The sequence below is a fragment of the Desulfoplanes sp. PS50 genome, from assembly GCF_053851535.1.
In genome coordinates, this window is the sequence record NZ_JBSPZA010000005.1 from 89,508 (window position 1) to 114,782 (window position 25,275).

Sequence of the window (25,275 nt, forward strand, 5' to 3'; positions counted from 1 at the left end):
CATCAAGCCGTTGCCTGACATCTTGCCCGTACGGCTTGTTTTCATGAAGCAACGGCTTGATGGTACGAGGCCGGCGAGAGAGTTTCAAACCACCCCAAGCGGGGCAAGCCGGCCATCATATTTCAGGTAGTTGCATGAGCCCAAATGAGTCTTGGAGTCACAGATCGTTCTTTACAAGGTCGTGCCGCCGTGACATGAAGTTTTTTTTGGCTAGGGGAGCCGCAAGGCTGAGAAGGGCACGGCCCGACCCTTGGACCTGATACAGGTAATGCTGTCGTAGGAAAGCCGGTTGCAGACATTGTCATGCCATGAACCGGACTTGCCCTGAGGCAAGTCTTTTTTTTGGGGAATTCATCAAGAACCAGTTCGTTTTCCTCTCACTTTCTTTGACCAGCATCGCCCCCCCCTCTTTGGACAATCTGTATCCGGACCTCTTTTCGCTTTCCCCCCTGCCTGTGTGACGCCTCGCTTTCATGCACTCGATGCATGTGGTTCAGGGATATCCCTGCGCTCCAGCATGATCTGTGCGTCCATGTTTCCAGCTGTTTCATCTATCCCTGCGCAACCTCTACCCTTTCAGGAGTCTGCCATGTCCTTTACCACCCAAATGGATGCCGCCCGCAAGGGCATTGTCACCCCCCAGATGCACACCGTAGCCGCCAAGGAGAACCTGCGGGTCGAGGATCTCATGGAACGCATGGCACGGGGTACGGCAATCATTCCCGCCAACAAAAATCATTCTGGTCTGAAAGGTGAAGGCGTTGGCGAGGGGTTGCGCATCAAGGTCAATGTCAATCTGGGGATCTCCAAGGACTGTCATGATCTGGAAACGGAATTGGACAAGGTCAGAGCGGCACTGGACATGAACATCGAAGCGATCATGGATTTAAGCTGTTACGGCAAGACAGCGGAATTCAGACAGCGACTGGTGCAGATGTCTCCGGTGATGATCGGAACCGTGCCCATCTACGATGCCGTGGGATTCTACGACAAAAATCTGCAGGACATCACCGTGGATGAATTCTTCAGGGTCGTGGAGCAGCACATTGCCGACGGGGTGGATTTTCTGACCATCCATGCAGGATTGAACCGGGCTGCTGCGGAAAAGGTCAAAAAGCAGGACCGGATCACGAATATCGTCTCCCGGGGAGGGTCCCTGCTCTTTTCCTGGATGGAATTAAACGATGCGGAAAATCCCTTTTACGAGCACTATGACCGTCTTCTGGATCTGTGCGAACAGCATGACGTCACCCTGAGTCTGGGGGACGGGTGTCGTCCCGGGTGTCTGCACGATGCCACGGATGCCTCCCAGATACAGGAACTCATCACCCTGGGAGAATTGACCAAGCGAGCCTGGGAACGCAATGTCCAGGTGATGATCGAGGGACCGGGACACATGGCCATGAACGAGATTCCCGGAAACATGATGATGGAAAAACGGCTCTGCTTCGGAGCCCCCTTTTATGTGCTCGGCCCGTTGGTCACGGACGTGGCTCCGGGATACGACCATATCACCGCTGCCATCGGCGGTGCTATCGCCGCCCATCACGGCGCTGACTTTCTGTGCTATGTCACCCCGGCCGAACACCTCCGCCTGCCCACCCTCGAGGACATGCGGGAGGGAATCATTGCCACGCGTATTGCCGCCCATGCAGCGGACATCGCCAAAGGCATCCCGGGTGCCCGGAAATGGGATGATGCCATGAGCCGGGCGCGAGCCGACCTGGACTGGGAAGCCATGTTCAAACTCTCGCTGGATGACAAACGTCCCCGGGAATACCGGGAATCCTCCCTTCCCGAGCACACGGACTCCTGCTCCATGTGCGGGAAGATGTGTGCGGTCAGGAACATGAATCGCGTCCTGGCGGGCAAGGACATCCAGCTGGACGATTGATCATGCCGGAAAAATCGATGCCGAAACTTTGTACTTGACCTTGAACCAGGTCTTGGCTATCAGCTTTTCTTCGATTTTCGCCGGGCTAGCTCATCTGGTAGAGCAACGCTCTCGTAAAGCGTAGGTAGTCGGTTCAAGTCCGATGCCCGGCTCCATCGACATTTTAAGCCCCTGATTTTTCAGGGGCTTTTTTTGTTATTACCCCACCGGGGTAGTTTTTGACTCGTGACTGGGGTATTTTGTGGGGTAGTTTTTGGACGCATTCATTTTCAGATCAGACGCCCGGACGCGTCCCTATCCGATGGGTTCTCCCGTGGCGAATGAGGGTTCGTGCAGGGGGATGATGATGTCCGCGCTCTCCTTGATTTTTTTGACAATATCATAGGCCTCATACGCATTGACGTGGGTTCCCGGGGGAATGACCTCCATCTCCATGCCGGTGATCGCAGGCGGGGGAAAGAAGTTTTCCATGATCAAACAGAACCCGGTGATCACAGCGGTTCCCTGTCCGGTTTCCACGAAAACGCTCATCCCTCCCGGGGTATGGGCCGGGGTATGGACCATGCGGACCCCGGGCACGATCTCCCGATCCTCAGTGAGAACCTCGATCTGCCCGTTTTCCTCCACGTCTTCGATATAATCCTCCAGATATCTGAAATCCAGGGGGTGGGGATCATGGATGCGCTCGAGTTCCTTTTCGTGCACGTAAAATCGGGCGTTTTCACATTTGTAATCGTTTTCGCAATGATCGTTGTGCAGATGGGTATGGATGACCATGTCGATGTCCCCGGGGGTGAGATCGAATCGTCCCAGCCCCTCCTCGAAGGTATATATCTTCCCCCCGATGGCTGCCTCCCGTTCCTCGGACTGGATGGGGTGCATCTCTCCCGTATCCACCAGAATCTTCTTGTCTCCGCCTTCCAGGTACCAGGAATAAATGGGAATGGTGAACGGCCTGCCGTAGTCATGCTGAAAGGTCATCATTCCCTTGTCGAATTGTTTGGTTCCCAGGACAATGGGATGGATGCGAAAAACGCTCATGGTGTTCTCCTGGTTGTGGTATACGCATGGATTATTTTGTATCTTTTTGGAATGAATGATTAAATTTTGAACCCTTTATTTTTGAAGGCATACAGGTTAGGAGAGCCGTTTTGTGCACGGATTGTCATCCGAATCCGTACGAACCCGTAGTTAGTGATGGAATCAAGCAGCTAATGGAGTGATTACGTGGCCTCGAAAAGAAAAAACAAACAGCACAAGGCACTTGAACGACGACTTCGCAAAAAAGCCACTGCCATCCCGGTACTCGATGGCCTGGGCAAATACTTTCAGGAATTTCTCCTCAGATCCGTGTATATATATAGTCTGCGTCATGGTCAGGAAAGCATTCCCGTGGTGACTTCGCGTATCAAGTCGCTGTTCGAGGCCAAGCGATTCGACAAACTCGCTCTTCTGCTCGGGGTGGACAAGATGCCTCTGGAAAAGGCCCAGATCCTGGCCTATCGGGCCATGGGCACCAGGGACGCTGTGCGGGGAAAGCAATTGGCACTCAAGGCCCTGGAACACGATCCGTCCAATATCGACGCACAGAACTGGCTGGCCCGGTATGATTTTGAAAATTCGAAAAACAATTCTGCAGAAATCCTCGCCAGGATGCAAGCGATCGTAGATATGGGTGCCCGGATGCTTGGACCGGAAATCGAAAACATGCAGGGCAGAGTCCATGAAATACCTGTTGCCCGACCCTATCTCCGGGCCCTGGACACCTTGTTCACCACCCTGATCCATTGCGAAAAATATCAAGACGCCCTGGCAGTGGGCCAGAATCTTCTCGCTCTCTGTCCTCCTGATATGTTCGATATTCACAATCGACTGGAAGTTCTCAGGCACAAGGTCGGATTGCCCCGGCAGCTCAATGAATCTACCAGCGAATCTCGCCCCGATCAAACAGAGTCCCAAAAGACCATCCAACCCATTCGGTTGTCCCCGGAGAGGGGTCAGGTACTCAAGGAGATCAACGGCCTTCTGAAAGAATTCTGTGATCATCGGATGGACAAGGATTTCATGCAGTTGACCCTCACTGCCGCCTCCGAACTCTGTCAGGAAGCCTCCTGTCCGGTTCACAGGGGTAAGCGGGAATCCTGGGCCAGTGGCATTGTCCACGCACTCGCACAGGCCAATGGCATCCTCGGTTCAACCCAGACAGGATCGATCCAGCCGGTCGATATTCATACCTATTTCAAGGTCTCCTCATCCACGACAAGCAAGAAATCCTCCCAGATCAAAAAAATTCTGGAAATAGGGGCTGACAATCGGCAGTGGTTGCTCAAAAAATAAGCATACCTCTGCCTCAACACCCGTTTTGCAACCTTGAAACCCTCCCCCAGCCCCTCCCTGAACGACGGGAGGGGGGCTACAGCGTGGTTATATCCCTTCTTTCTCTGATACGCCGGACGATCTCCTCCTTAGCGGGTGTTCACAGCCACCTGGGTTCTTGATGCAAAAAAATCCCTGTTTCGGGAGGGCGGACGTGCCGTCCGTTGGTTGACACGTCTGCCGGACGATAAAAAGGGTTGCAGAAGATTTTTTCTGCAACCCTTTTTTCGTCTGCAACAGCCTTTCCGGCCATGTTATTTTCAGGCGGCTACAAATGTCTTGACCGTATCGAGGAGTTTGAAAATATCCATGGGCTTGGCAATGGATGCGTCCGCTCCGAGCCTGTCGGCCAGTTTCAGATAGGAGTCGGGGCCGATGCGTGCCCCTCCGGAAATGGCGATCACCTTGAGATCGGGCTGTTGCTTTCGCAATCGCACCATGAGTTCCAGACCGTCCATGTCCGGCATGACCACGTCGGTTATGACCAGATCCGGCTTCTTCGTGGCGAATTGCTCCAACGCCTCGAAACCGTTTGAAACCGCACAGATTTCATAGCCCTCACGTTCCAGAAGTTCACTGAGCATCAAACGGATCTGGGGATCGTCGTCTATGATGAGAATTCGGGTCATCTAGGGTACTCCTCACGATGGTGGTGTAAAAGCTTTTGCATCTCGCGGGTCAATTCCTGTGACGAATAGGGTTTCTTCAATGTGCTGACCATTCCTGTGTCAACGAATTTTTTCACATCAAAAGACGCGAGATGCCCGGAACACATAAGCACGGGAACCTTGTCGGTTACTGCAAAAATCCGTTCGATCAGCTCCGTGCCGTCCAGATGGGGCATGGCCAGATCCGTGATAACGAGATCATACCGTTTTGGATCTTCCTTGAACCACTGCCAGGCCTGTTGGCTGTCAGTGGTTGCCGTGACATCGTATCCGAGAATTTCAAGCATCTCTTTGGCCACATAAATCACGTCCTGCTCATCGTCCACAAAAAGAATCCGTTCCCTGCTCCCTGGTACGTTTTCCAGCGACGCTTCGTTCTGCTCGATATCGCTCTCGCTTTGGATGGGAAAAAACAGGGAAAACTGCGATCCCTTTCCCGGTTCACTTGCTACATGAATAATTCCACCCAGCCGGGTCACAATACTGTGGACGACCGGCAATCCCAGCCCTGTTCCTTCACCCGGCTCCTTGGTGGTAAAAAAAGGATCAAAAATGCGTTCTCGTATCTCAGACGGCATACCTGTCCCGGTATCACACACCTGGAGACAGACATACCCGGATCGATGGGGAGACAAATGATAGGTGGTATAGTCCTCGCTGGTTGCCCGACGAAGAATGACATCGAGAGTGCCCCCGTGTTCCTTCATGGCATATCCGGCATTGGTGCACAGATTGATGACGATCTGATGAAGCTGCCCGGAGTCCGCATGAACAGGAGGGACCTCCGTGTCGATTTCCTGATGCAAAACAACCTTGGAAGGCAGGGAGACCGTGACCAGACTCAAGGCCTCCTTAACGACCGTGGGCAGATGAACACAAGTCACGGAACCAGGTTCTTCCTTGTGTGCGCTGTAGGTAAGGATCTGATCGATGAGATCCTTGGCCCGTTTTACAGCCACAAGGATCTGATCGAGATAGGTATGGGAGCGGGAGTTTTTGTCCACATTGAAACCGACCAGCTGGGTGAATCCGGAAATCGAGGTGAGAATATTGTTGAAATCATGGGCTATGCCCCCGGCCAGAGACCCCAGAGCCTCCATCTTGCGTGAGAGTTGCAAACGTTTGCCGATTTCCACTTTTTCACTGATATCTCGTCGGATGCACACATAATTGACGACATGTGCGTCACTGTCCGTGACAGGAGCGAGCATCACATCCAGAACCAGGTCACTGCCATCACTACGGCGCCAACGACATGTTTCGTTCCATGATTCTCCAGAGCTTACAGTGTGCCTGGCCTGTTCTGCCAGACGGGGCGTATCGAAGAGATCTTCAAGCCCCTGTGCCTGCCCGGTATTTTTATCCCGGATCACACCGATTCTGTTTGTAAAAGCCGGATTGGTGTAAACAATGGCCCCTTTAGAATCCATGACCACGACATCATCCTCGAGTTGCTCGACGGCAGCGGTGAGCATCTTCTGTACGGACTCGGCCGCCTTTCTCTTTTGCTGCTCGTCTTCCAGAGCTGAGAGCATGGCATTGAGGTTGGTTGCCAGATTGGCGAGTTCATCCCTGCCGGAAACAGCAACGCGCGTGGAGACATCGCGCTTTTCGGTAATGGATTGAACCTGCCTGATGATTGATTTCAAGCGGTTGAGCAGGGATCGATCGAGCAGGACAAGAACCACCACCAGAAAGACCAGGCTGCTGAGAATGAAAAAACCGGCCGCATACCAAACCGCCCGATGCCCCTGTCGGGATATGGAGCGATCAAGATCGATCCGCAATGCGCCTACTGGTGCATGAAAAATATCCCGCAAGAGCACGTATCCCCTGGCCAGTTCGCTGGAAATATTTTCAACCAGTGAATCGCCCTGGTTGAATTCCTTCAAGGTTGGACCTGAAATTCCGAAAGAACTGCCGGAATCATTCCGGGAAACCAACTCAATGGGAACCTCGAGCAGCCTGCTGATCCCCTGCACATGATCGGCGTCGAAAAAACGGGCCACGACAAACATTCCCCTGGCTGGAAGTTCTTCGGACGAATCAAGAATGGGAACAGCCGCGAACATGCAGATTCTTCCTGTTTCATCCCGGATGAACCCCTGGTGAGTGATTGATCGGTCATGAAACCATGCATGAAAATCACGGCTTTGAAAAAAGTTGGACAAACTTTCCGGCAGAATCATTTCTTCATGGGCCGCCAGATCGTAACACTTGGCAAAGCGGATTTTGCCTGAGGGATGAACAAAGAGCATGGCATCCACATCCAGGGTTTGCAGCGACTCAAAATTGAGATTCCCCGTGATATAATCATGATTCAGATCCTTGATGAAATCATAGGTCGCATCCCAGCTCCCCCAGTCTCTTCCAATTTTTCCCAGATTGTCGAATTCCTTGGCAAGGGTATTATGGGTCCGGTCGAGGGAGGCGGCAAATAACTGTTCTTCAATAGTCACAAATCGGTTGTAGGTGACCGTTTGAAAAAACCCCACGCACACGATGACCAAAAGGGCGAGGGTAATGCAGATAATGACAAATGCCTTGGTTCGAACTTTCATGGAAAACCATCCATTTGAATGCATGAATCCCGTTTCATCCGTGCATGCGAGACAAACATATATGACCGGATAGTGTGTAGCTCCCTGAAACGCACCCGAAGAGCAAGCATATCCTGCACTTCCCCACACACATCATGATTCGTACCAAGACACGTGGCGGCTTACAAGCTCAAAATCCCCCTCCATCAAGGCATATTTGTTCTCATTACCTAAAATATGATGGCCGGTTTGCCCCGCTTAGGCACGACAGATCGTGAAAATGTTCCTCATCCGTGAAAATCACGGCCCCGGTGAAACCCATTCAGTTTCCATTACCGACCTTCCACCGAGCCCGGTCGTGTTTTTTCTTGCTCTTGCGCCAGGTGAGAGCTACACGTTCTGCCCATATCAAACGTTTGGAACGCACCGAACCGGGTCGAACCGGGCTATCGCGGACTGAATCATCACCTCCATTCCTAACAAGAAGGCCGTATCATGCGCAGAAATATTGAACATGTCGGATGGGGACAACTCACCTATGAGATCAGGGGAATCGTTGCGGTTGCCCATGAGCTTCAGCGGATGGGGGTCACCATCACCTGGGAAAACATTGGAGATCCCATTGAGAAAGGGGAAAAGCTCCCTGTCTGGATGAAAGAAATCATCAAGGAGCTGATCGAGGACGACACAACGTATGGCTATGTGGCAACAGAAGGGGTTTGGGAAGCCCGCGAATTTCTGGCCGAACAGGTCAACAAGCGCGGCGGCCACCAGATCACCCCCAGAGACATCGTTTTTTACAATGGTCTCGGGGACGCCGTAGCCAAAATCTTCGGATTTCTCCGCAGAGAGGCCCGGGTCATTGGTCCTTCCCCTGCCTACTCGACCCATTCCTCGGCCGAGGCCGCGCATTCCGGCTACGATCATCTCACCTATGAACTCAATCCGGACAACAATTGGATGCCCGACCTGGAAGATCTGGAAAACAAGGTCAAATACAACGATTCCATTGCCGGGCTGCTGTTGATCAATCCGGACAACCCCACCGGTGCTGTCTACCCACGAGAAATTCTGGAAAAGATGGTCGATATCGCCAGGCGCTACGACATTTTTATCGTCTGCGATGAAATCTATGCCCACATTGTATTCAATGGGGCCGAAACCTGCCATTTAAGCGAGGTTATCGGCGATGTTCCGGGCATGGCCCTGCGTGGAATTTCCAAAGAATATCCCTGGCCCGGTGCCCGGTGCGGATGGATCGAGGTCTTCAATCAGGACAAGAATCCCGCCTTTCAGAAATATATCGCCAGCCTGTTGAACGCCAAGATGCTCGAGGTCTGTTCCACGAGTCTTCCCCAGTACTCCATCCCCAAGGTTATTGGCGATCCCAGATACCTCGATCACCTTGAACACCGCAAAAAGATGTTCGAGGCCCGGGCCAACGAGGCCTTCGAGATCATCAACTCGTACGACTACATCCATGTGACCCGTCCCCACGGGGCTTTTTACATGGCCGTGCTCTTTGACGAGGATGTCCTCAACGACCGCCAGACACTCAAGGTGGCCAATCAGGAAATCAGGGATTACGTCGAAGAAAAGGTCAAAAACGTGGCCGTGGACAAACGATTTGTCTATTACCTGCTGGCATCCGAAGGTATCTGCGTGGTCCCGCTTACCGGCTTCTGCTGCAAACGCCAGGGATTCAGGATCACCCTGCTGGAAACGGATGACGAAAAACGGCGCAATACCTGGCACCGCATCGGCAAGGCAGTCAAGGCGTATGTGGAGTCAAGTGCGTGAAAGTCTAATGGGTTAAGATTTAAGAGTTACGTTTTAAGGGGGTAAACGGTAAAAGCGAGAGATACGTTGTTATCTATTATGTACCAATTACAAAAGGAGGCTTGAAAGCCTCCTTTTTGTGTTTGTACAACTGAGCATACGTACAACGATTCCATATTAAGATAACCCGAAATTTCGTAGATATTCTGTTCAAATGCAAGAATTTCTTTGTCTGTATTCTGTCATCTGCATACCATTGCTGGAGGATTCCAGCGAGGACCTCATCAAAATTTATCAGGGATCTATGCTTGCTTCCACAGGCTGGAAATGGGTACGGCATATAGATTGCTGCCAAAGGAAACCAACGAGTCGCCATCGTATAAAATCACCCCGGCGGCAAATCTGTTCTCAGCTGCCTTCTGCAGCTTTCGCAATCCATTAAAATCATCATTCATGACCGTTGCCCCGGCCTTGATTTCGACACCGGCAATCCGTCCTGCTGATTCCAGCACCATATCCACTTCGATTTTGTCCTTGTCCCGAAAATGGCTGAATGATACGGTATCTTCATGCCAAGCCTCCTGCCGGCGCAATTCCTGATAGACAAATGTCTCGACCATACGTCCGTACAAGGTACGATCCTTCCAGAGTGCTTGCGCATCCATCCCAAGCAGCGTGCAGGCCAATCCAGTATCACCCATGTGCAATTTGGGGCTTTTTACCAGTCGTTTGAGCCTGTTGTGATGCCAGGCAGGCACCTCTTCCAGCAAAAAGATATGCGACAGCAGGGTTAGATAGTCACGAATCGCCTGACGACTCATCTGAAAAGGAGCCGCCATTTCCGATACGTTCATCAGAGTCGATGTCTGCCCTGCTGCAAGCGCCAAAAGCCGAGGCAGAGCATCCATTGACCGGATTTGGGCCAAATCGCGGATGTCACGCTGAATCAGTGTTTTTACATAATCCCGATACCAGATTGCCCTGCGTCGAGACGAAACCCGTGCCAGAGCAGCAGGATATCCGCCGGCAACAACCCGCTCGGCCAGTTCCAAGCCCAGACGGTGCCCGGGAATACCGGGCCGAAAAGAAGTTTGGAATAACGCCTCCAGAAACCAGGGCTCTCCTCGTTTCAACTCGACCTGGGACAAGGGATGCAGACGCAGGATCTCCATCCGCCCTGCCAACGAATCCCCCAGTGTAGGCACCAGAAAAATATTGGCCGAACCTGTCAGAATGAAACGACCGGGTTCCCGTAATTCATCGACAGCCGCTTTGAGGGAAGTGAACAGCTGGGGCACCCGCTGAACCTCGTCCAGAATCGCCCTGTGGGGCAAATCAGCCACATAGCCGATCGGATCAGCCAAAGCCGCAGCCCGCTGAACATCATCATCAAAGGTGAAATAGGAAAATCCGAGGTCTTTACCTACCCACCGGGCAAGCGTGGTCTTGCCGCTTTGCCTGGGCCCATGAATCAGGAGCACCGGTGTGTCGGCCAAAGCCTCCAGCACTCGTGGATGGAGGTATCGTGGATGCAGCAGATCTTTGTTCATAGCATCTTTATGTAATCATTTGAGCGGCTATTTGCAAATTTATTATCGTCCAATCGTAAATAAAAGTCCGTCTAATTGTCGAAACATATTCGACCAATAGTAAATAAATTTTCGTTCATTTGTCGAAAAAACAATCGTCAATTCAAAAATTCACAAATATTTACAGATAGATAGGATAATTAAAGCAGCAATTAATTCCCGTTTACAACTAGACACTTTTAAATCGAAGTTATGGTTCTAGCATGGGAGAAATATCCCTTGAGCAGGCTTTGATTTCAAAACACGTGATATGGCCAACCGAATCTGGTTCAGAATTTCTTGATCAGTACGACCCCGGTAATCAGGAAAATGACCCCGAGAACCCGCCAGGGGTTGAGTTCCTGATGGGGAAAGCCAAGCACGCCGTAGTGGTCCAGGATGAGGGATGCCAGCATCTGCCCGGCGATGAGGTAGGTGAGCATGTTCACCGCCCCGAGCCTTGGGGCGACAATGACCGTGACGGTGACGAACACGGCTCCGAGCAGTCCTCCGGACCAGTACCACCAGGGGACTTCGGCAAAGGTCTGCATGGTGGGAAAGGGAAAGCGGAACACCAGGCACCAGATGAACAGGGCCATGGTTCCCACGGCAAAGGAGATCAGGGAGGCCATGTACGGCCCGCTGGTGGCCTCGGAAAGCAGAGAATTGATGCCGGGCTGGATGGGCATCAGACACCCGGCAACGAGCGTTATAAAGATATAGACGAGTTCCATGGGGGAAAAGCGGTTTTAGGTTTTAGGTGTTAGGTTTTAGGTTTTAAATTCTAGCTGGTATTTCAAAGCGTTATATAAATAAAAAAATCTTCTCACGTTCCATCAACTGCGCACTGCCTCCTGCGCACTTCCTCACTTCCTCACCCCTTCCCCCTGCAAATCTCAATGAACCGCCTTGACCGTCCCGTGTGCTCGAAGGGGAGAAAATGCTCCAACGCCTCACCGAATCGGGCCTGGTTCATCAGGGCGATGCCCATGCATTGGTGGAGGTTTTCGTCGTTGGGGAAATGCTTGAGTCCCCTGGCCACGATATCCTGGCAGGACTGCATATCCCGATTTTTTTGGGCGAGCATGCCAAGGCCGAGATAGGCCCGGGCCGAAGGGGCGAAAGACAGGGAACGCTCATACAGTATTCGTGCGGTTTCCAGCTTGTCCGGCACGGCCTCGATGGTTGCATAATCACCGTGAGAAAAGGTCATGGCCAAACGGGAATAAAAATCCGCGAACTCGGAATGCAGGTCGTCACATTTTCGAAGTTTCAAGGAGGTGGCGAAACCGGGCAGATGGGCATGAAAAAAAATTCTGAGCTGTTTGCCCCATGTAAGCACCCTGTCCGCATCCATGGTCGGATCGCTTTCAAAATAGAGAATATCTTCGATGCGGTCCTTCCAGATCTCATCCCCCACCTGTCGGCTCTGTTTCCACTCCTCGTACATGGCCGTGCCCGGAAAGAGATGCATGATGTAAAAAATGACGCTCAATGGTTTGATCCGCTGGATCAGCCGGAGGTGTTCCCCGATGGTTGCTTCGGTTTCGCCGGGACAGGCATAGATGAAATAGGCCCGGGCCAGAATGCCGAACGACTGGGTCAGATCAAAGGCCCGTACGATCTGCTCTTCGGCGATGTTCTTGTTCAGCAGATTGCGGATTTTTTCCGAACCGCTCTCCACCCCGAAACTGATCTGAATGCATCCGGCCTTGCGCATCCAGTACAATATATCCTCATCCACACAATCCACCCGGGAAATGGCATACCAGGATATGTCGAGTTCCCGGTCCAGAATCTCCCGGCAGACTGCGATGACCAGGGATTTCTTCATGGTAAAGGTGTCGTCGGATACGTAGAAAAACCGCACGCCCTTACGGTAGAGCATTTCGAGCTCATCCACGAAATAGCGGGCCGAGTGGAACCTGACCCTGCGCTCCCAGAATCTAGGAGACCCGCAAAAGGTACAGTTTCCAGGGCATCCCCGGCTCAGGGAGAGGTGGTCGTAGGTGAAATACCTGGCTGGAATGGGCAGGGAGTCGAGATCCTGGATAAAGGGCCTGGAAGAAGTCTTGACCAGGGATCCATGCAGCCTGATTGCCAATCCCGGGATGTCTGCGAGAATCTCGTTCAAATTCCTGGACGTTCTCTGGTCGAGCCCCTCGACCAGTTCCAAAATGGTCGCCTCCCCTTCTCCCAGGACGACACAATCCAGATCCGGACAGTCATCCAGCAGATGTTCCCAGAGAAAGGTGGCTGCGACCCCGCCGAAAACCGTAGTACATTCGGGCAGAATCTCCTTGGCCGTCCGGGCCCATTCCATGGCCCCGAAACGGTTTGCGTTGAACACGCTCATCCCTACCAGATCGGGCCGTTTTTCCTCGAGCACCCTCTGTGGGGTGGTCTTTGACGGATCAAGACCATACTCGTTGACAACAGTCACCTCGTGCCCCTGTTCCATCAGAACGGCGCCTATGGAAAAAAGCCCCATGGGAACAACCGTGTCATCCTGGCTGGAGACCCGTTCCTGCAGACATCTGGGATAGACGAGAAGAATGTTCATGGCAAAAAAAACCGGGCAAGGAGAGCGAATCAATCTCCCCTGCCCGGCCGTGTGGTTACATGATGGTCATCAAGGCTGAAAATCAGTCCTGATCGCTTGGACCTCTTCCAGGGAACAGGGGAATCGCTGCCAATCGATCACCCGATGATCCTGACACTCCAGGTCCACCCGCACATAGGTTCCGGTTTCAAGATCGTGTTCGATCCAGATCATGGATGCGGGTTCATATCCATACCAACGGTGCAGGGTCTGGGCGATGATCCCGGGGCCTTCACTGACCGGCAATCCGATATCCCGATTGTCCTCACGGTCAGAAACGATGATCAGGGCGCTGTCGTTCCCGGCAAAGATATCCAGATCGCACTTGCTGGCCACGGAAAATTCCGGAGATACCCAGGTCATGGGTTTTATCTCGATGTGCTTGCCGCTCATGACTGATCTTTTTTGTCCTCAATGGCCTGCTTGAGCAGATCGCCCAGATTGCCCATGGATGCCGGGGCTGCGGGTTTGGTAAAGGATTTCCAGTCACCGCTTTCACGGGCATCACCCGGGGCCAGACTGATCTTGCGATCTGCGGGATTGACGGATTCGACCCGCACGGCAATGGTTTCCCCGACATTTTTCTTTTCCAGTTTTGAGGCGTTTTCCGACTTACGCAGCAACGACAACGGCAAAAGCCCGGTCACTCCAGGTTCAAGCTCAATAAAATAGCCGAAATTTTCTTTCTTTTCCAGCGTTCCCTGGACGGCCTGACCCTTGGCGTATTTTTCAGCCACATCTTCCCAGGGATCTCCATGGGTTTCCCGGATACTCAAGGAGATGCGCCGTTTTTCCGGTTCGATCCCCTTGATGATCACGGTTACGGTTTCGCCCGGGCTGACCTCGTCCTCGGGTTTCAATACCCGTTTGGTATAACTCATCTCGCTGATATGCACGAGTCCTTCCACACCGGGAACGAGTTCCACAAAGGCACCAAACGGGGCGCAGCGCATGATCTTGCCGGTGATCTTGTCCCCGATCTTGAACTGCTCGGCAACCTCATCCCAGGGATCGCCCATGGCCTGTTTCATGGACAGGGAGAGCTTGAGCTGCCCGTTGTCCAATTGGTCGATCCCCAGAAGACGGACCTTGACCCTATCGTCCAGGGCGACCACATCTTCAGGGCGTTGCACGCGTGACCAGGAGAGTTCGGAGATATGGACCATCCCCTCCACTCCGGGAACGAGTTCCACAAAGGCCCCGAATTCCTTGATCCGAACAACCTTGCCTTCGAGGATATCCCCGACCGCGACCTTTTTCATGAATTCCTTGGCCGCTTCCTTCTGCTGCCGTTCCAAAAGCTTGCGCCGGGAGACAACGATATTGCGGCCTTGTTCCTCAAATTTGATGATCAGAAATTCATAGGTATTGCCGACAAACCCGTCCGTGTCCTCGACATAATGGGTATCCATCTGACTGACCGGACAAAAGGCCCTGTGCTTCATTATCTGGACATTGAAACCACCTTTGCAGGTATCCATGACCTTGCCCTCCACAGGGACACGATTTTCAAAGGCATCCGTAAGCATGTTCAGGCCACCGATACCAGAGAGGGCCTTGGATAAAACGATCTCATTTTCCGTACGCTTGACCACGAACAGGGTCAGGGTATCGCCCACTTCACAGGTGAGAGCGTTTTCATCGTCAAGGAGTTCTTCCTTGTCCACGATGCCGTCGATTTTGGTTCCGGTATCAACGAATACGTTTTTCTCACCAATGGAAATGACCTTTCCCTGCAATTGATCCCCGATCCGCACGGCATCCCCCGCGCCTTCACTATAGGATTCGAACAGATCTGCAAAATTTTCTTCCTGCTGTACGGGAGTCTCGTTTTTTATGCCCTCAGACATGGATTCTACCTCTAGCTGCGTTTTTCTTGAAATGGTTGCAATGGGTTCCCAAACCTTGGCCATGGCGGTTTTCCGCAATGGTGAGGCCGGTAGCACCCCCCGGGACAGAACGTCAAATGGAATTTATTGAGAAAATTCAAAAAATCAACTAGGAACCGCTAGTATTCCAGGGCTGATTTGTGCCCATGGCCGATTCATCCCGCTCAGGACGGTTTGAAACTCCCTCACCGGCATCGTTCAGACAGTCAAACCACCCGGAACGGGACAATTCAGCCATTATATTTCAGATAGGTACATGAGAACAAGTGAACTCTGGCCTGTACTCGTTTCCTGTGCAGCTCGAATTCCTCATAACAAGGTAAAGATGTCATGGCCCCCAAACTCCTTCATATTTTCCGCAATACCCCCATGGGCAGGGAAACCTTTCTCCAGTCCGTGTACTTTTGTCGACACATGCATCTGGATATGGACATCTACATTCCCGAGCAGAAAAAATTCCTCATGTATTTCGACCAGAACGTCGTTCAGATCGATCTGGATGATTCCTATCTCTTTGCCCCGGAAACCGCCAAGGAACATGCCCGGGCCCTTGTCCACCACAAAGAGATAGCATACCGTTTTCTGACCCCCACGGAACGAACCGCTTCCACCCTGCCGGACATTCCTTCGGACTATATGTACATGTGCTTGCCCAGAAGCGTGAGCGACCGGATATCCAAAATCGGATTGGGCCATCTCGGCCCCAAGGTCCGGGCCATCCTTCAATCCGCCCATTTTCCGGTTCTGATCCCCAGTTCCGTGCTCAAAAAATGGAAGAATATCATCGTGTTTTTCGGGGGATCGACCATTGCCCTGAACGCACTCAGGGTCGGTATCACCATTGCCAAAACAACAGGATTCCCTTTGACCCTCTTCATCCAATCCGAGGGCAAAACCCTGGACGAATACACATCCATCATCAGAGAGGCCGGGCTCCTGGAAGAACTTGATGACTGTGATGCCTTGTGGTCCTTTTTTCCGGAAGACAGTCTGGAAAACAACCTGTACACAGTCCCTCACGATGCCCTGGTCATTGCCGGAGCCTACGGCCAGGGGGTGATCAGGACAATCATGTTCGGAAGCAAAATGGAACTGTTGCAATCAACTCTCCCGAACAATTTTCTCATTGTCGGGCCAGGATATACCGGATGAAACGATTCGACAACATTGATTACAGTGTTTATCTGGTCACCGACCGTCCCCTGTGTCTGGGACGGGATCTTCTGGACATTGTCCGGCAAGCCGTGCAGGGCGGGGTCTCCATTGTTCAACTCAGGGAAAAAAACGTTTCCACCCGGGAGTTCGTGGAACTCGGCAGATCCGTGGTATCGCTTACCCGCAAAGCGGGCATTCCCCTGCTGATCAACGATCGGATCGATGTGGCCCAGGCCGTGAACGCCGATGGGGTCCATATCGGTCAAAAGGATATGCACTACGCAGATGCCCGAAGGATTCTCGGATACGACAGGATAATCGGTCTCTCCATTGACACCTGGGAACAATTGCAGGATGCGACCGCCCTGGATGTCGATTATCTGGGTATCGGCCCGGTCTTTCCCACGACTACCAAAACGGACACCTCGGATGTTCTGGGTATCGCCGGAATCAAAAACGCCCGTCAACAATCACCCCACACGTTCGTGGGTATCGGCGGAGTCACCCGGGACAATGCCGCTCAGATCATCGCAGCAGGTGCGCACGGCATAGCCGTTGTCTCGGCCATCTGTTCGGCACCCCGGCCTGGTGAGGCGGCAGCCGCGTTGCGTCAGGCTGTTGATCGGGCACGAACCGAGTAGGCGCTACCTCCCTGCTGCCCTAACTTTTTACGAACTCATCCCCATGCAGGTCATACAATGCATGCTTTACCCATTCGCTTGCGTCAGTCGCTTCTGATCATTGTTTGTCTGATCCCCGCCATCTTTGCCCTGAGTACCCAGGCCCAGTCACGCGAGATCCGCGTGGCCATGTCAGCGGCGTTCACCGGACCGAGCCGGGATCTTGGATGCAAACTCTACCGGGGGGCCATGGCCTATCTGGACCATATCAACAAGAAGGGTGGGGTTCATGGCAACACGATCAGGCTGTTGGCCCTGGATGATGGATACAACCCGGATCCGACGATTGCCAATACCATCCACTTCGTGGATCAGGACAACATTTTTTGTCTCTTCAATTACGTAGGCACTCCAACAGTGACCCGGATGCTCCCCCTCCTGTCCAAATACGCATCCCGCCCCTTGTACCTGCTCTTTCCCTTCACCGGGGCCCAGCCTCAGAGGGAACCTCCCTACGATCGGATGGTCATGAACTTTCGAGCATCGTATCATGACGAAGTGAAGGCCCTGATCGATCGATTCCGTCACCAGGGATGTTCCCGTTTTGCCATTCTCTACCAGGCGGATGCCTATGGCCGCTCGGGGTGGCCGAGCACGATCAGGGCTTTGGCCGAGCACGATCTCACCCTGGCGGGCCAGGCTTCCTATCAACGGGGCCGGCAATTTGAGCATTCCTTCAGTGATCAGGTGAAGATATTGGCATCCTCCTGCCCGGAAGTGATCATCTCCATAGCCGCTTCAGAAGCAGCGGCCGGATTCATCCGCGATGCCCGCGATTCTGGTCTGCAGGTTCCCATAGCCAATATCTCCTTTGTCGACCCGAACACCATCATCAACCTGCTCCACCCTCTGGGAAAAACAACAGACAAGGATTATTTCTCCAATCTGGTCAATTCACAGGTTGTTCCCTTTTTTGCCGATCCCGATCTGCCGGCGAGTCGGGAGTTTTTGAAACTGGTCGAGACCACCAAGGATATCCCGACCAAAACCGAGTGCAAGACATCCATCGAGAGTTTCGAACAGCCCGGTCCAATCAGCTTTGAAGGCTTTTTGAATGCCAAGCTTCTGGCCAACCTGCTACAATTTCTGGGGCCTGACCCCAAAGCCGAAGAGCTCCCCCATGCCTTTCACCAACTCGACGGGATCGATATCGGCATAGGGCATGTCTTGCGCATTGACGCGAATCACATGCAGATAAAAAACCCCGTCCACTTCATCTCCTTTGCCAATGCAACCATGCTCCCGGTTGCTCCCGGAGCGTTTCAGGCCATCACTCCATGAACACAACCATCAAGTCGAAGCTGTTTCACAAAACCCTGATCGTCATGATCCTCGCCTTTGGAATCATCGCCCTGGCCTGCTCCCTTGTGGCCGGATGGATCCTCTATGATCACCTGACCAGCGAATACGAATCCAAGGCCGTGGCCATAGGCAACAGCATCACCACCTCCCTTCCTGAAATTTTTCTCAAGAACGATGCTGCCACGGATCAATCCATCATTGATCAATACCTGGAAATCAAAGGGGTTGCCTACGCACTGGTCAAAACAGAAGATGGACAAATCATTGCCCATACCTTTTCCCCGGAGATCCCCGAAGATATCCTGGCCCTTGTCGAGAAAAACACCCCGCACATAGATCCCCGGACAGGGCTCATGGAAACCCAGCTGCTCCAGACCCGGGACTATCTGGACGTCTGTTCCCCCATCCTCATGGGTAAGGCGGGATACGTGCACATCGGAATGGATATGGGGTTGATCAACACCTATATCTTCGACGCCATCATCAAGATGCAGGTCATTCTTTTCGCTGTCCTCATTGTCTGCGTGATCATAACCTTCTTTTTTATCCGCCGGATTGCCAAACCATTGGCCGGTCTGGCCCATTATGCCAATCAATTGGCCGAGCAGCATTTTGATGCCCCGGTTCCCATGACATCCAATGACGAACTCGGTCTGCTCGCCCGGACCATGCAGAGCATGGCCCAACGGATCAACAGCCTGATCCAGGGACTCGAGGCAAAAATCCAGAATGCCACAGGCGAGCTCCAGGACACCAGCCTCTACCTGTCAACCCTTGTTGACAACATGGCTGACGGACTCCTGGTCACCGATGAAAAGGGCGAGATCCTCAACTTCAATCCGGCTATCCTGAAGATTTTCGGTCTGGAACACCAGGAATTGGTCCAGAGGTCATTTTCAGACCTGCTGGACACAACCACTCTGGAGCATTTGCAGCAGCAAAAAATTCTGACCTACAGCCCCCGGTTCAAAACCATGGAGTTTGATCCGCATACATTGAAGACAGGGATCTTTCAAAATGAGCTCGTTACCCATAAAAAAGATAACACGCCACTATGTTTAGAGTTTTCCATGTCATCGATCATGCTCAAGTGCGGCATTCAATGTATCATGGTCGTACGGGACATCACCTTGCGCAAACAGGCCCAGACCGAATTGGAGACCCTGAACAACGAGCTCGAAGAACGCGTTGAACAGCGAACCCGCAATCTGGAGACAGCAAACATCCTGCTCCAAAAGGAGATCCACAACCGCAAGGTCACGGAAGATGCGTTGCAGGATGAAAAAGAACTCTTTTCCACTACCCTGCGAACCATCACTGACGGGGTGGTCACCCTGGATATCAACGGCAAGGTCATTTTCAGCAATCAGGCCATGGAACGCCTTGTGGGATGGACCGCCCAGGAGGTCAGGGGCAAACAATTCTGTTCTGTTTTTCAGATCACGATCAACGGCCAGGCACTCTATCTGGACCGATCTTCCCAGGACACGATGACATTTCACCAACTGGAAAGCGAACAGGACGCCCTGGTCACCACACGGGACGGGCAGATCATGGAAATCGCCCTGCGTGTCCTGCCCCTTTACGACCGAAGGAGCGAAATCAAGGGACAGGTCCTGGTCATCCGTGACATTACGGCAAAAAAACTCCAGGAAACCGAACGTCTCAAAACGGAAAAGCTCGAATCCATCGGCATTCTGGCTGGCGGCATTGCCCATGATTTCAACAATATTCTCACGGCCGTCATCAACTATATCATTCTGGCCAAGAAAGACCCGTCTCTGGGCGATAGTGCCCGGAACCAACTAGAAAAGGCCCGCAAGGCAGGACTCAGGGCCCAGCAGCTCACCCAGCAATTGCTGACCTTTTCCAAGGGCGGGGCACCGATTGTGGAACTCACGGGCATTCACGACCTGATATTCGATTCTGTCACCTTTGCCCTGCGTGGATCCAACGTTAAAACAACCATTTCGATCAGTCCTGATATCTGGAATGCCGAGGTCGATCCGGGACAGATCGCCCAGGTTGTGGAAAATCTGGCCATCAATGCCGACCAGGCCATGCCCAAAGGCGGCCATCTCGAAATCGCTGCCCAAAACGTCATGGTCGACAAGCACTCTGGTCTTCCCCTTCAAGCGGGACAATACATCGCCATCAGCGTGACGGATGAGGGACCCGGCATTGCACCGGAAAATCTGGAAAAGATCTTCGACCCCTATTTCACGACCAAAAAAACCGGAAGCGGTCTGGGACTGGCCACGACGTATTCGATCATCAAGAATCATCACGGCCACATCGATGTCACCTCCCGTCCCGGACATGGAACCACCTTCACCATTTTCCTGCCGGCCAGCGAGAGGCAGGCCTGCGAGACGGTCGTCACGCCTCCCCCCAAGACCTCTGCGGGTCAGGGAACGATCCTGCTCATGGATGATGACGAATCCATCCGGGATGTCATGGAGGAAACTCTTGGCTTTCTGGGATATGAGGTCCTCAGCGCAAACGATGGATCACAGGCATTGGCCATCTATGAGCAGCACATCGTGGCCAAAAAACGGATCGATCTGGTCATCATGGATCTGACCATTCCCGGAGGGATGGGGGGTAAAGAAACCGTGGGCAAACTTCTTGATCTCGATCCCGATGCCAAAGTCATCGTTTCCAGCGGCTACTCCCAGGATCCGGTGATGGCCGATTATGAATCGTATGGGTTTATCGACATCCTGGCCAAGCCCTATACCCTTGAGGAAGTGAGCAGAAAGATCTCACGCATTCTCGCGCAACCCGGCCGAATATGTATATGAAACATTCACGACACAGGACGAACCTGCAACCGGCCGACCCGCCACAACTGATCAGGATCAACAAGGTCATTGCCCAGGCAGGAGTGTGTTCACGACGCAGGGCCGATGATCTCATCGGTGAAGGCAGGATCGAGGTCAACGGGTCGTTAGTCACCTCTCCCGGGTTGAAGATCGATCCGCTCAAGGATGAGGTCAGAGTCGACGGAACGGTGATCAGCGTGTCGACGACAACTTCGCACCTTTATATTCTGCTGAACAAGCCCATTAAAACCATGACCACGGTCAGGGATCCCCAGGGCCGCAAAACCGTGATCGATCTGCTTCCCAAACGCCTCAGGGACCAGAGGGTCTTTCCCGTGGGTCGGCTGGACTTTTATTCCGAAGGCCTGCTGCTGCTGACTACAGACGGGGATCTGACGCAAAAAATGACCCATCCCGGCTACAACCATCCCAAAACCTACGAGGTCGCTGTCGAGGGAGATGTCTCCGAAGAAATGCTGGCCCGCATGCGCCAGGGCATGACCCTGGCCGAGGGCGAACATCTCAGACCCGTGGAGGTGAACATCGCTCGCAGCAACGGGAGACAAACAATCCTGTCCATGGTCCTTCGTCAGGGGATCAACCGGCAGATTCGGCGCATGTGCAGAGATCTTCATCTGAAAATTCTCAAACTCAAACGGACCAGCCAGGGACCTCTTTTTCTGGGGAATCTCCCATCCGGGAATTTCCGGGAACTGACTCACCAGGAAGTGAGTCGTTTGAAAAAAAGCGTACAACACAAAAAAACTCCCCCCATCAAACGATGAGGGGAGCACTGCTTGTTGCCTTCGTCTATCGAAACCTTTCAAAAGAGCACCTTTTATTGTGAAGAAGCGTCCTCCACATCGACCCCTTCGGGCGGAACAAAGGTGAACAGATCCTGATCAAGTAGCTGATTCAACTTCAGATCACTCAGATCCAATTCATTTCCGTTGCCGAAAAAATCCACAATAAGGACCTTGCCGAGCATATTCGTTTCCGGGTGTACCCATATATAGGCCAAAACGAGGTTGCTCTCCGGCTCCCTGGGAATGAGCTTGAGCTTGATCCGGCCGTTGTCGTCCCCCTGATTCTCGATCACGAAATCCTCTTCCAGATTGGCCTCACCTGAAATGAACCGGAGCATGGTCTTGGACTGCAGTATCTGATCCACACCATACTTGTAGGCCACCTCTTCATCGGGAAAATAATCCCAGACAACATCCTTCCCCACCAGCAACAACTCTTTTTCCGGAGACACGGTTTCCCATCGAATCTGCCGGGGTTTGGCAAAGGCGATCCTGCCGGATCGAACCTCTACTTCCTTGGTCGCGGCATTGGTCAATTGCTGGACAAAAGAGGCCGTGAAGGATTCCAGGTTTTGATACTGCTTCTGGATATTCGCGGTTATCTCTCCGGCCGATCCCGTCAGGGGAAGGAGGCAGATCATCACTGTAATACACAACGTTTTCAGCATACACACAACCTGTCGACTACGCTTCGTTTTATCAGTTGGTTGATTTTCTTGCTCCATCGCCGACACGACAATCCCGATCTGGTGCACAGGCACAACAACCTAGTCAAAGGTGTTCCAGGGAAGTACATTCAACGGTTCATATCCCTCTTCCTGGGCCTTGATATCCAGAGGAATCAGTCCGATGGAGGCTATGTCCATATTTGGTTTGTCCGTCAGTTCCCTGATATCAATAGTCAGAAGATATTTCTTGCACTCCTTGCACACATAGGCCCGTTCGAACAATCTGTCTTCAAGATAAAAATACTCCAGCCCCTTGGCAGGTATGTTGTCACAGGCTGGACACGTCTGACGCTTGAACTTCCAATCGTGGCCACAGGTGGGACAATGCAGCCACCGTTTGCCCCCCTCACCCCTGAGATAGGAAACCGAGGGCAGGGAACCACAAATCGGGCAGTATCCCTGGGTCCATCCAGTAAGATCGAAATGTTCTGCCAAGGCCTTTGCCTGACTGCGGAGAAAGGGTGCTGCAAGTTGAGAAAGCACAAAACCGAAAACATCTGAAGAAATTTTCATTTGTTCGGCTGCAGCCTCAAGAGCTTTCTCATCGCCTTCCAGAAAAGATTGCATGGAGGCATATAATCCAGGTTCATCGTCTTTCTCTGCTGCTTTCCCGATGGCCTCGACAGCATCGGCAAGGGGAGGAAAACGAGTGGTAAGAACCGGAAAGAGAATCTCCCTGGCCATATCAATCTGGGAAGAAAAATCCACCAGAGAAACCATATTGAGCAGGGGCTTGCCTTGCAGAAACTGATTCTGATCCATGGTCATACCCTGCAGATCCCAGGGTCCCAGTTTTTCCTGAACGGTTTCGATAGCTTGGAACAGATCGGAAAACGGTTCAAGAGCATTGTGGAGATCAGGCTTTTGAGCGTCAATGGTTTGTGCGGTTTCCCGGACAGATTGAAAAACAATCTCTTCGGTATCGTTGAGCAACATCAACACCTCCTTGGATTTGATTCACATCAGAGTCTCTTGCTTCCTCAACCGCCAATGGTAGACATCATCCTGGAACAGACATGGGCATCCTGGTTGGCCTGAATAGCCTGTAACAACAGATAGCCCATGGGTTTTTTTGCGGTTATATCTTTCAGGAAGTGGACAATTTCTTCTCGACTTCTCCCATCTTTTCGCAACAAGGGCAAGATGGCGTATTCCTTGTCCGAAAAGAGACAGGGCCGAATCTTGCCTTCGGCGGTCACCCGCAACCGGTTGCAATCTTCACAAAAATGATCGCTCAATGCCGAGATGATCCCGATCCGCCCCTTGCCTCCGGGGATGGCAAACATCCGTGCCGGACCACGCGTGGATTCATCCGAAGGTTCTGCCACCAGGGGAGTCAGTTCTTCTATGGATTTCCGGATATCTGTTGCCGACCAGTAATGATCTTCGTCCCAGGGACAGGTTCCGCCGATGGGCATGAATTCGATAAAACGCAGATCCAGGGGATACTCTTTGGCAAAGGCTACAAAATCCTCGATCTCATCGTCATTGACACCCCGCAGGGCGACCACGTTGACCTTGGTCCGAAGACCGGCCTCAAGCGCCAGATCGATGGCCTTGCGGACATCGAGATAAAAATCCCGACCAGTGATCTTCTTGAATCTATCCCGCTTGAGGGTATCCAGAGAAATGTTCAGACCGGCAAGACCCAATTCCTTTAAAAGGGGTATCTTGTTCTTGAACAGTGTTCCGTTGGTGGTCACGTGAATGGCCAGTTCAGGATGGGTGCGGGCCAATGCAACGAGAAAGGGGGTGAAATCTCGACGCGCAAAGGGTTCTCCACCCGTGAACCTGATTTTGCGGACCCCCTCCTGCCACAGAATATCAATGAGATAGCTCATCTCCTCGTAGCGCATGATCCCCTCATGCGGTATGAAATCCCAATCGTGTACTGACCGACAATAAAAACACTGCAGATTACACCTGTCGGTGATGCTCATGCGCACGTAGGTAACCGTTCTCCCAAAATGATCTCGCAGCACGATACAATGCTCCTTATACTAGAGGGCACGAACAATATGAAAAATGTACTATCGAAAATAGGATCGTATAACTATCCATCTCCGAACCAAAAAAAATAAAATATCGATCAAAAGGCTCGCTGACAAGGAGTTACGGGCAATTTATTCGAAAAAAATTATTGTCAAAAAAAACCAAAAAACTCCTTGCATACTTGACAAAAATACCCCATAGGAAAAGTAGTTTGTTTTTGCCTAAGTGTGGCTCGTAATCATTTGAGGAGGAAGAATTTCCATGAGTTATGAAGGTACAGTGAAGTGGTTCAATGAAAAGAAGGGCTTTGGTTTCATCGAACAGGCAAACGGTGGTGAGGATGTTTTCGTGCACTACTCAGCTATCCAGAAACCCGGCTTCAAAACCCTTCGAGAAGGTGAAAAGGTCAATTTTGATATCATAGAAGGCGAACGAGGGACCAAAGCCGAGAATGTCGTCGCGGTCGAATAA

At 52.3% G+C, this 25,275-nt stretch carries 20 protein-coding genes, 1 tRNA gene and 1 riboswitch; of the genes, 10 read left to right on the plus strand and 11 right to left on the minus strand.

Annotation, left to right across the window (positions count from 1 at the left end; genetic code table 11):
- Window positions 1–202: 202 nt before the first annotated feature.
- A riboswitch (TPP riboswitch) is annotated at window positions 203–300 on the plus strand.
- 289 nt (window positions 301–589) lie between these two features.
- Entirely contained in the window at window positions 590–1,894 is a 1,305-nt protein-coding gene (gene thiC / locus ACTVJH_RS03690) for a phosphomethylpyrimidine synthase ThiC (RefSeq protein ID WP_455987582.1), read from the plus strand.
- 79 nt (window positions 1,895–1,973) lie between these two features.
- A tRNA-Thr gene (locus tag ACTVJH_RS03695) sits at window positions 1,974–2,049 on the plus strand.
- Window positions 2,050–2,188: 139 nt separating this feature from the next.
- Here the strand turns inward: ACTVJH_RS03695 and ACTVJH_RS03700 are convergent.
- A complete protein-coding gene (locus tag ACTVJH_RS03700; protein ID WP_455987584.1) occupies window positions 2,189–2,935 on the minus strand; it encodes an N-acyl homoserine lactonase family protein in 747 nt (248 codons plus the stop codon).
- A 186-nt stretch (window positions 2,936–3,121) separates the two neighbouring features.
- Between ACTVJH_RS03700 and ACTVJH_RS03705 the strand changes: the two genes are divergently transcribed.
- Window positions 3,122–4,231 carry a DUF6398 domain-containing protein gene (locus ACTVJH_RS03705; RefSeq protein ID WP_455987586.1) on the plus strand — a complete coding sequence of 370 codons (1,110 nt, stop codon included), beginning with the start codon at window positions 3,122–3,124 and terminating at the stop codon, window positions 4,229–4,231.
- 299 nt (window positions 4,232–4,530) lie between these two features.
- Here the strand turns inward: ACTVJH_RS03705 and ACTVJH_RS03710 are convergent, their stop codons facing one another.
- Window positions 4,531–4,899, minus strand: a complete 369-nt coding sequence (locus tag ACTVJH_RS03710; RefSeq protein WP_455987588.1) for a response regulator — start codon at window positions 4,897–4,899, stop codon at window positions 4,531–4,533.
- The gene (locus ACTVJH_RS03715) at window positions 4,896–7,499 is read right to left on the minus strand and encodes a CHASE4 domain-containing protein (protein ID WP_455987590.1); all 2,604 of its coding nucleotides are present in this window, start codon (window positions 7,497–7,499) and stop codon (window positions 4,896–4,898) included. Before ACTVJH_RS03715 ends, ACTVJH_RS03710 begins: the two co-directional genes overlap by 4 nt.
- Before the next feature lie 474 nt (window positions 7,500–7,973).
- Between ACTVJH_RS03715 and ACTVJH_RS03720 the strand changes: the two genes are divergently transcribed.
- A complete protein-coding gene (locus ACTVJH_RS03720; protein WP_455987592.1) occupies window positions 7,974–9,278 on the plus strand; it encodes a pyridoxal phosphate-dependent aminotransferase in 1,305 nt (434 codons plus the stop codon).
- Window positions 9,279–9,559: 281 nt separating this feature from the next.
- Here ACTVJH_RS03720 and ACTVJH_RS03725 read toward each other — a convergent pair whose 3' ends face one another.
- The 5 genes from ACTVJH_RS03725 to ACTVJH_RS03745 form a co-directional block, all read right to left on the minus strand.
- On the minus strand, window positions 9,560–10,807 hold the full coding sequence (locus tag ACTVJH_RS03725) for an ATP-binding protein (protein ID WP_455987594.1): 1,248 nt from the start codon (window positions 10,805–10,807) through the stop codon (window positions 9,560–9,562).
- 308 nt (window positions 10,808–11,115) lie between these two features.
- Window positions 11,116–11,559 (minus strand): DMT family transporter, encoded by a 444-nt coding sequence (locus tag ACTVJH_RS03730; protein ID WP_455987596.1) that lies wholly within the window; start codon window positions 11,557–11,559, stop codon window positions 11,116–11,118.
- 140 nt (window positions 11,560–11,699) lie between these two features.
- The gene (locus ACTVJH_RS03735; RefSeq protein ID WP_455987598.1) at window positions 11,700–13,388 is read right to left on the minus strand and encodes a radical SAM protein; all 1,689 of its coding nucleotides are present in this window, start codon (window positions 13,386–13,388) and stop codon (window positions 11,700–11,702) included.
- Window positions 13,389–13,457: 69 nt separating this feature from the next.
- Window positions 13,458–13,820 carry a hypothetical protein gene (locus tag ACTVJH_RS03740; protein WP_455987600.1) on the minus strand — a complete coding sequence of 121 codons (363 nt, stop codon included), beginning with the start codon at window positions 13,818–13,820 and terminating at the stop codon, window positions 13,458–13,460.
- Window positions 13,817–15,277, minus strand: coding sequence for a 30S ribosomal protein S1 (locus ACTVJH_RS03745; RefSeq protein ID WP_455987602.1), 1,461 nt, complete (start codon window positions 15,275–15,277; stop codon window positions 13,817–13,819). The genes ACTVJH_RS03740 and ACTVJH_RS03745 overlap by 4 nt, the downstream gene beginning before the upstream one ends.
- 369 nt (window positions 15,278–15,646) lie before the next feature.
- Between ACTVJH_RS03745 and ACTVJH_RS03750 the strand changes: the two genes are divergently transcribed.
- The 5 genes from ACTVJH_RS03750 to ACTVJH_RS03770 are packed head-to-tail and all read left to right on the plus strand — an operon-like array spanning window position 15,647 to window position 22,063.
- Complete coding sequence (locus tag ACTVJH_RS03750; protein ID WP_455987604.1) at window positions 15,647–16,468, plus strand: universal stress protein; 822 nt, start codon at window positions 15,647–15,649, stop codon at window positions 16,466–16,468.
- Complete coding sequence (gene thiE, locus ACTVJH_RS03755) at window positions 16,465–17,112, plus strand: thiamine phosphate synthase (protein ID WP_455987606.1); 648 nt, start codon at window positions 16,465–16,467, stop codon at window positions 17,110–17,112. Before ACTVJH_RS03750 ends, thiE begins: the two co-directional genes overlap by 4 nt.
- Window positions 17,113–17,169: 57 nt before the next feature.
- Window positions 17,170–18,432: an ABC transporter substrate-binding protein gene (locus ACTVJH_RS03760; RefSeq protein WP_455987608.1), complete on the plus strand. Its 1,263-nt coding sequence runs from the start codon at window positions 17,170–17,172 to the stop codon at window positions 18,430–18,432.
- On the plus strand, window positions 18,429–21,257 hold the full coding sequence (locus ACTVJH_RS03765) for a PAS domain S-box protein (protein ID WP_455987610.1): 2,829 nt from the start codon (window positions 18,429–18,431) through the stop codon (window positions 21,255–21,257). The genes ACTVJH_RS03760 and ACTVJH_RS03765 overlap by 4 nt, the downstream gene beginning before the upstream one ends.
- Window positions 21,254–22,063 (plus strand): pseudouridine synthase, encoded by an 810-nt coding sequence (locus ACTVJH_RS03770; RefSeq protein WP_455987612.1) that lies wholly within the window; start codon window positions 21,254–21,256, stop codon window positions 22,061–22,063. The genes ACTVJH_RS03765 and ACTVJH_RS03770 overlap by 4 nt, the downstream gene beginning before the upstream one ends.
- A gap of 53 nt (window positions 22,064–22,116) precedes the next feature.
- Here ACTVJH_RS03770 and lolA read toward each other — a convergent pair whose 3' ends face one another.
- The 3 genes from lolA to moaA all read right to left on the minus strand — a co-directional run bounded on the left by lolA (window position 22,117) and on the right by moaA (window position 24,794).
- Window positions 22,117–22,752 (minus strand): outer membrane lipoprotein chaperone LolA, encoded by a 636-nt coding sequence (gene lolA / locus ACTVJH_RS03775; protein ID WP_455987614.1) that lies wholly within the window; start codon window positions 22,750–22,752, stop codon window positions 22,117–22,119.
- A 99-nt stretch (window positions 22,753–22,851) separates the two neighbouring features.
- Window positions 22,852–23,748 carry a formate dehydrogenase accessory protein FdhE gene (locus ACTVJH_RS03780; RefSeq protein ID WP_455987616.1) on the minus strand — a complete coding sequence of 299 codons (897 nt, stop codon included), beginning with the start codon at window positions 23,746–23,748 and terminating at the stop codon, window positions 22,852–22,854.
- Between the two features lie 44 nt (window positions 23,749–23,792).
- The gene (gene moaA, locus ACTVJH_RS03785) at window positions 23,793–24,794 is read right to left on the minus strand and encodes a GTP 3',8-cyclase MoaA (RefSeq protein ID WP_455987618.1); all 1,002 of its coding nucleotides are present in this window, start codon (window positions 24,792–24,794) and stop codon (window positions 23,793–23,795) included.
- Between the two features lie 271 nt (window positions 24,795–25,065).
- On the opposite strand from moaA, the gene ACTVJH_RS03790 reads away from it, so the two are divergent.
- Complete coding sequence (locus tag ACTVJH_RS03790) at window positions 25,066–25,275, plus strand: cold-shock protein (protein ID WP_455987620.1); 210 nt, start codon at window positions 25,066–25,068, stop codon at window positions 25,273–25,275.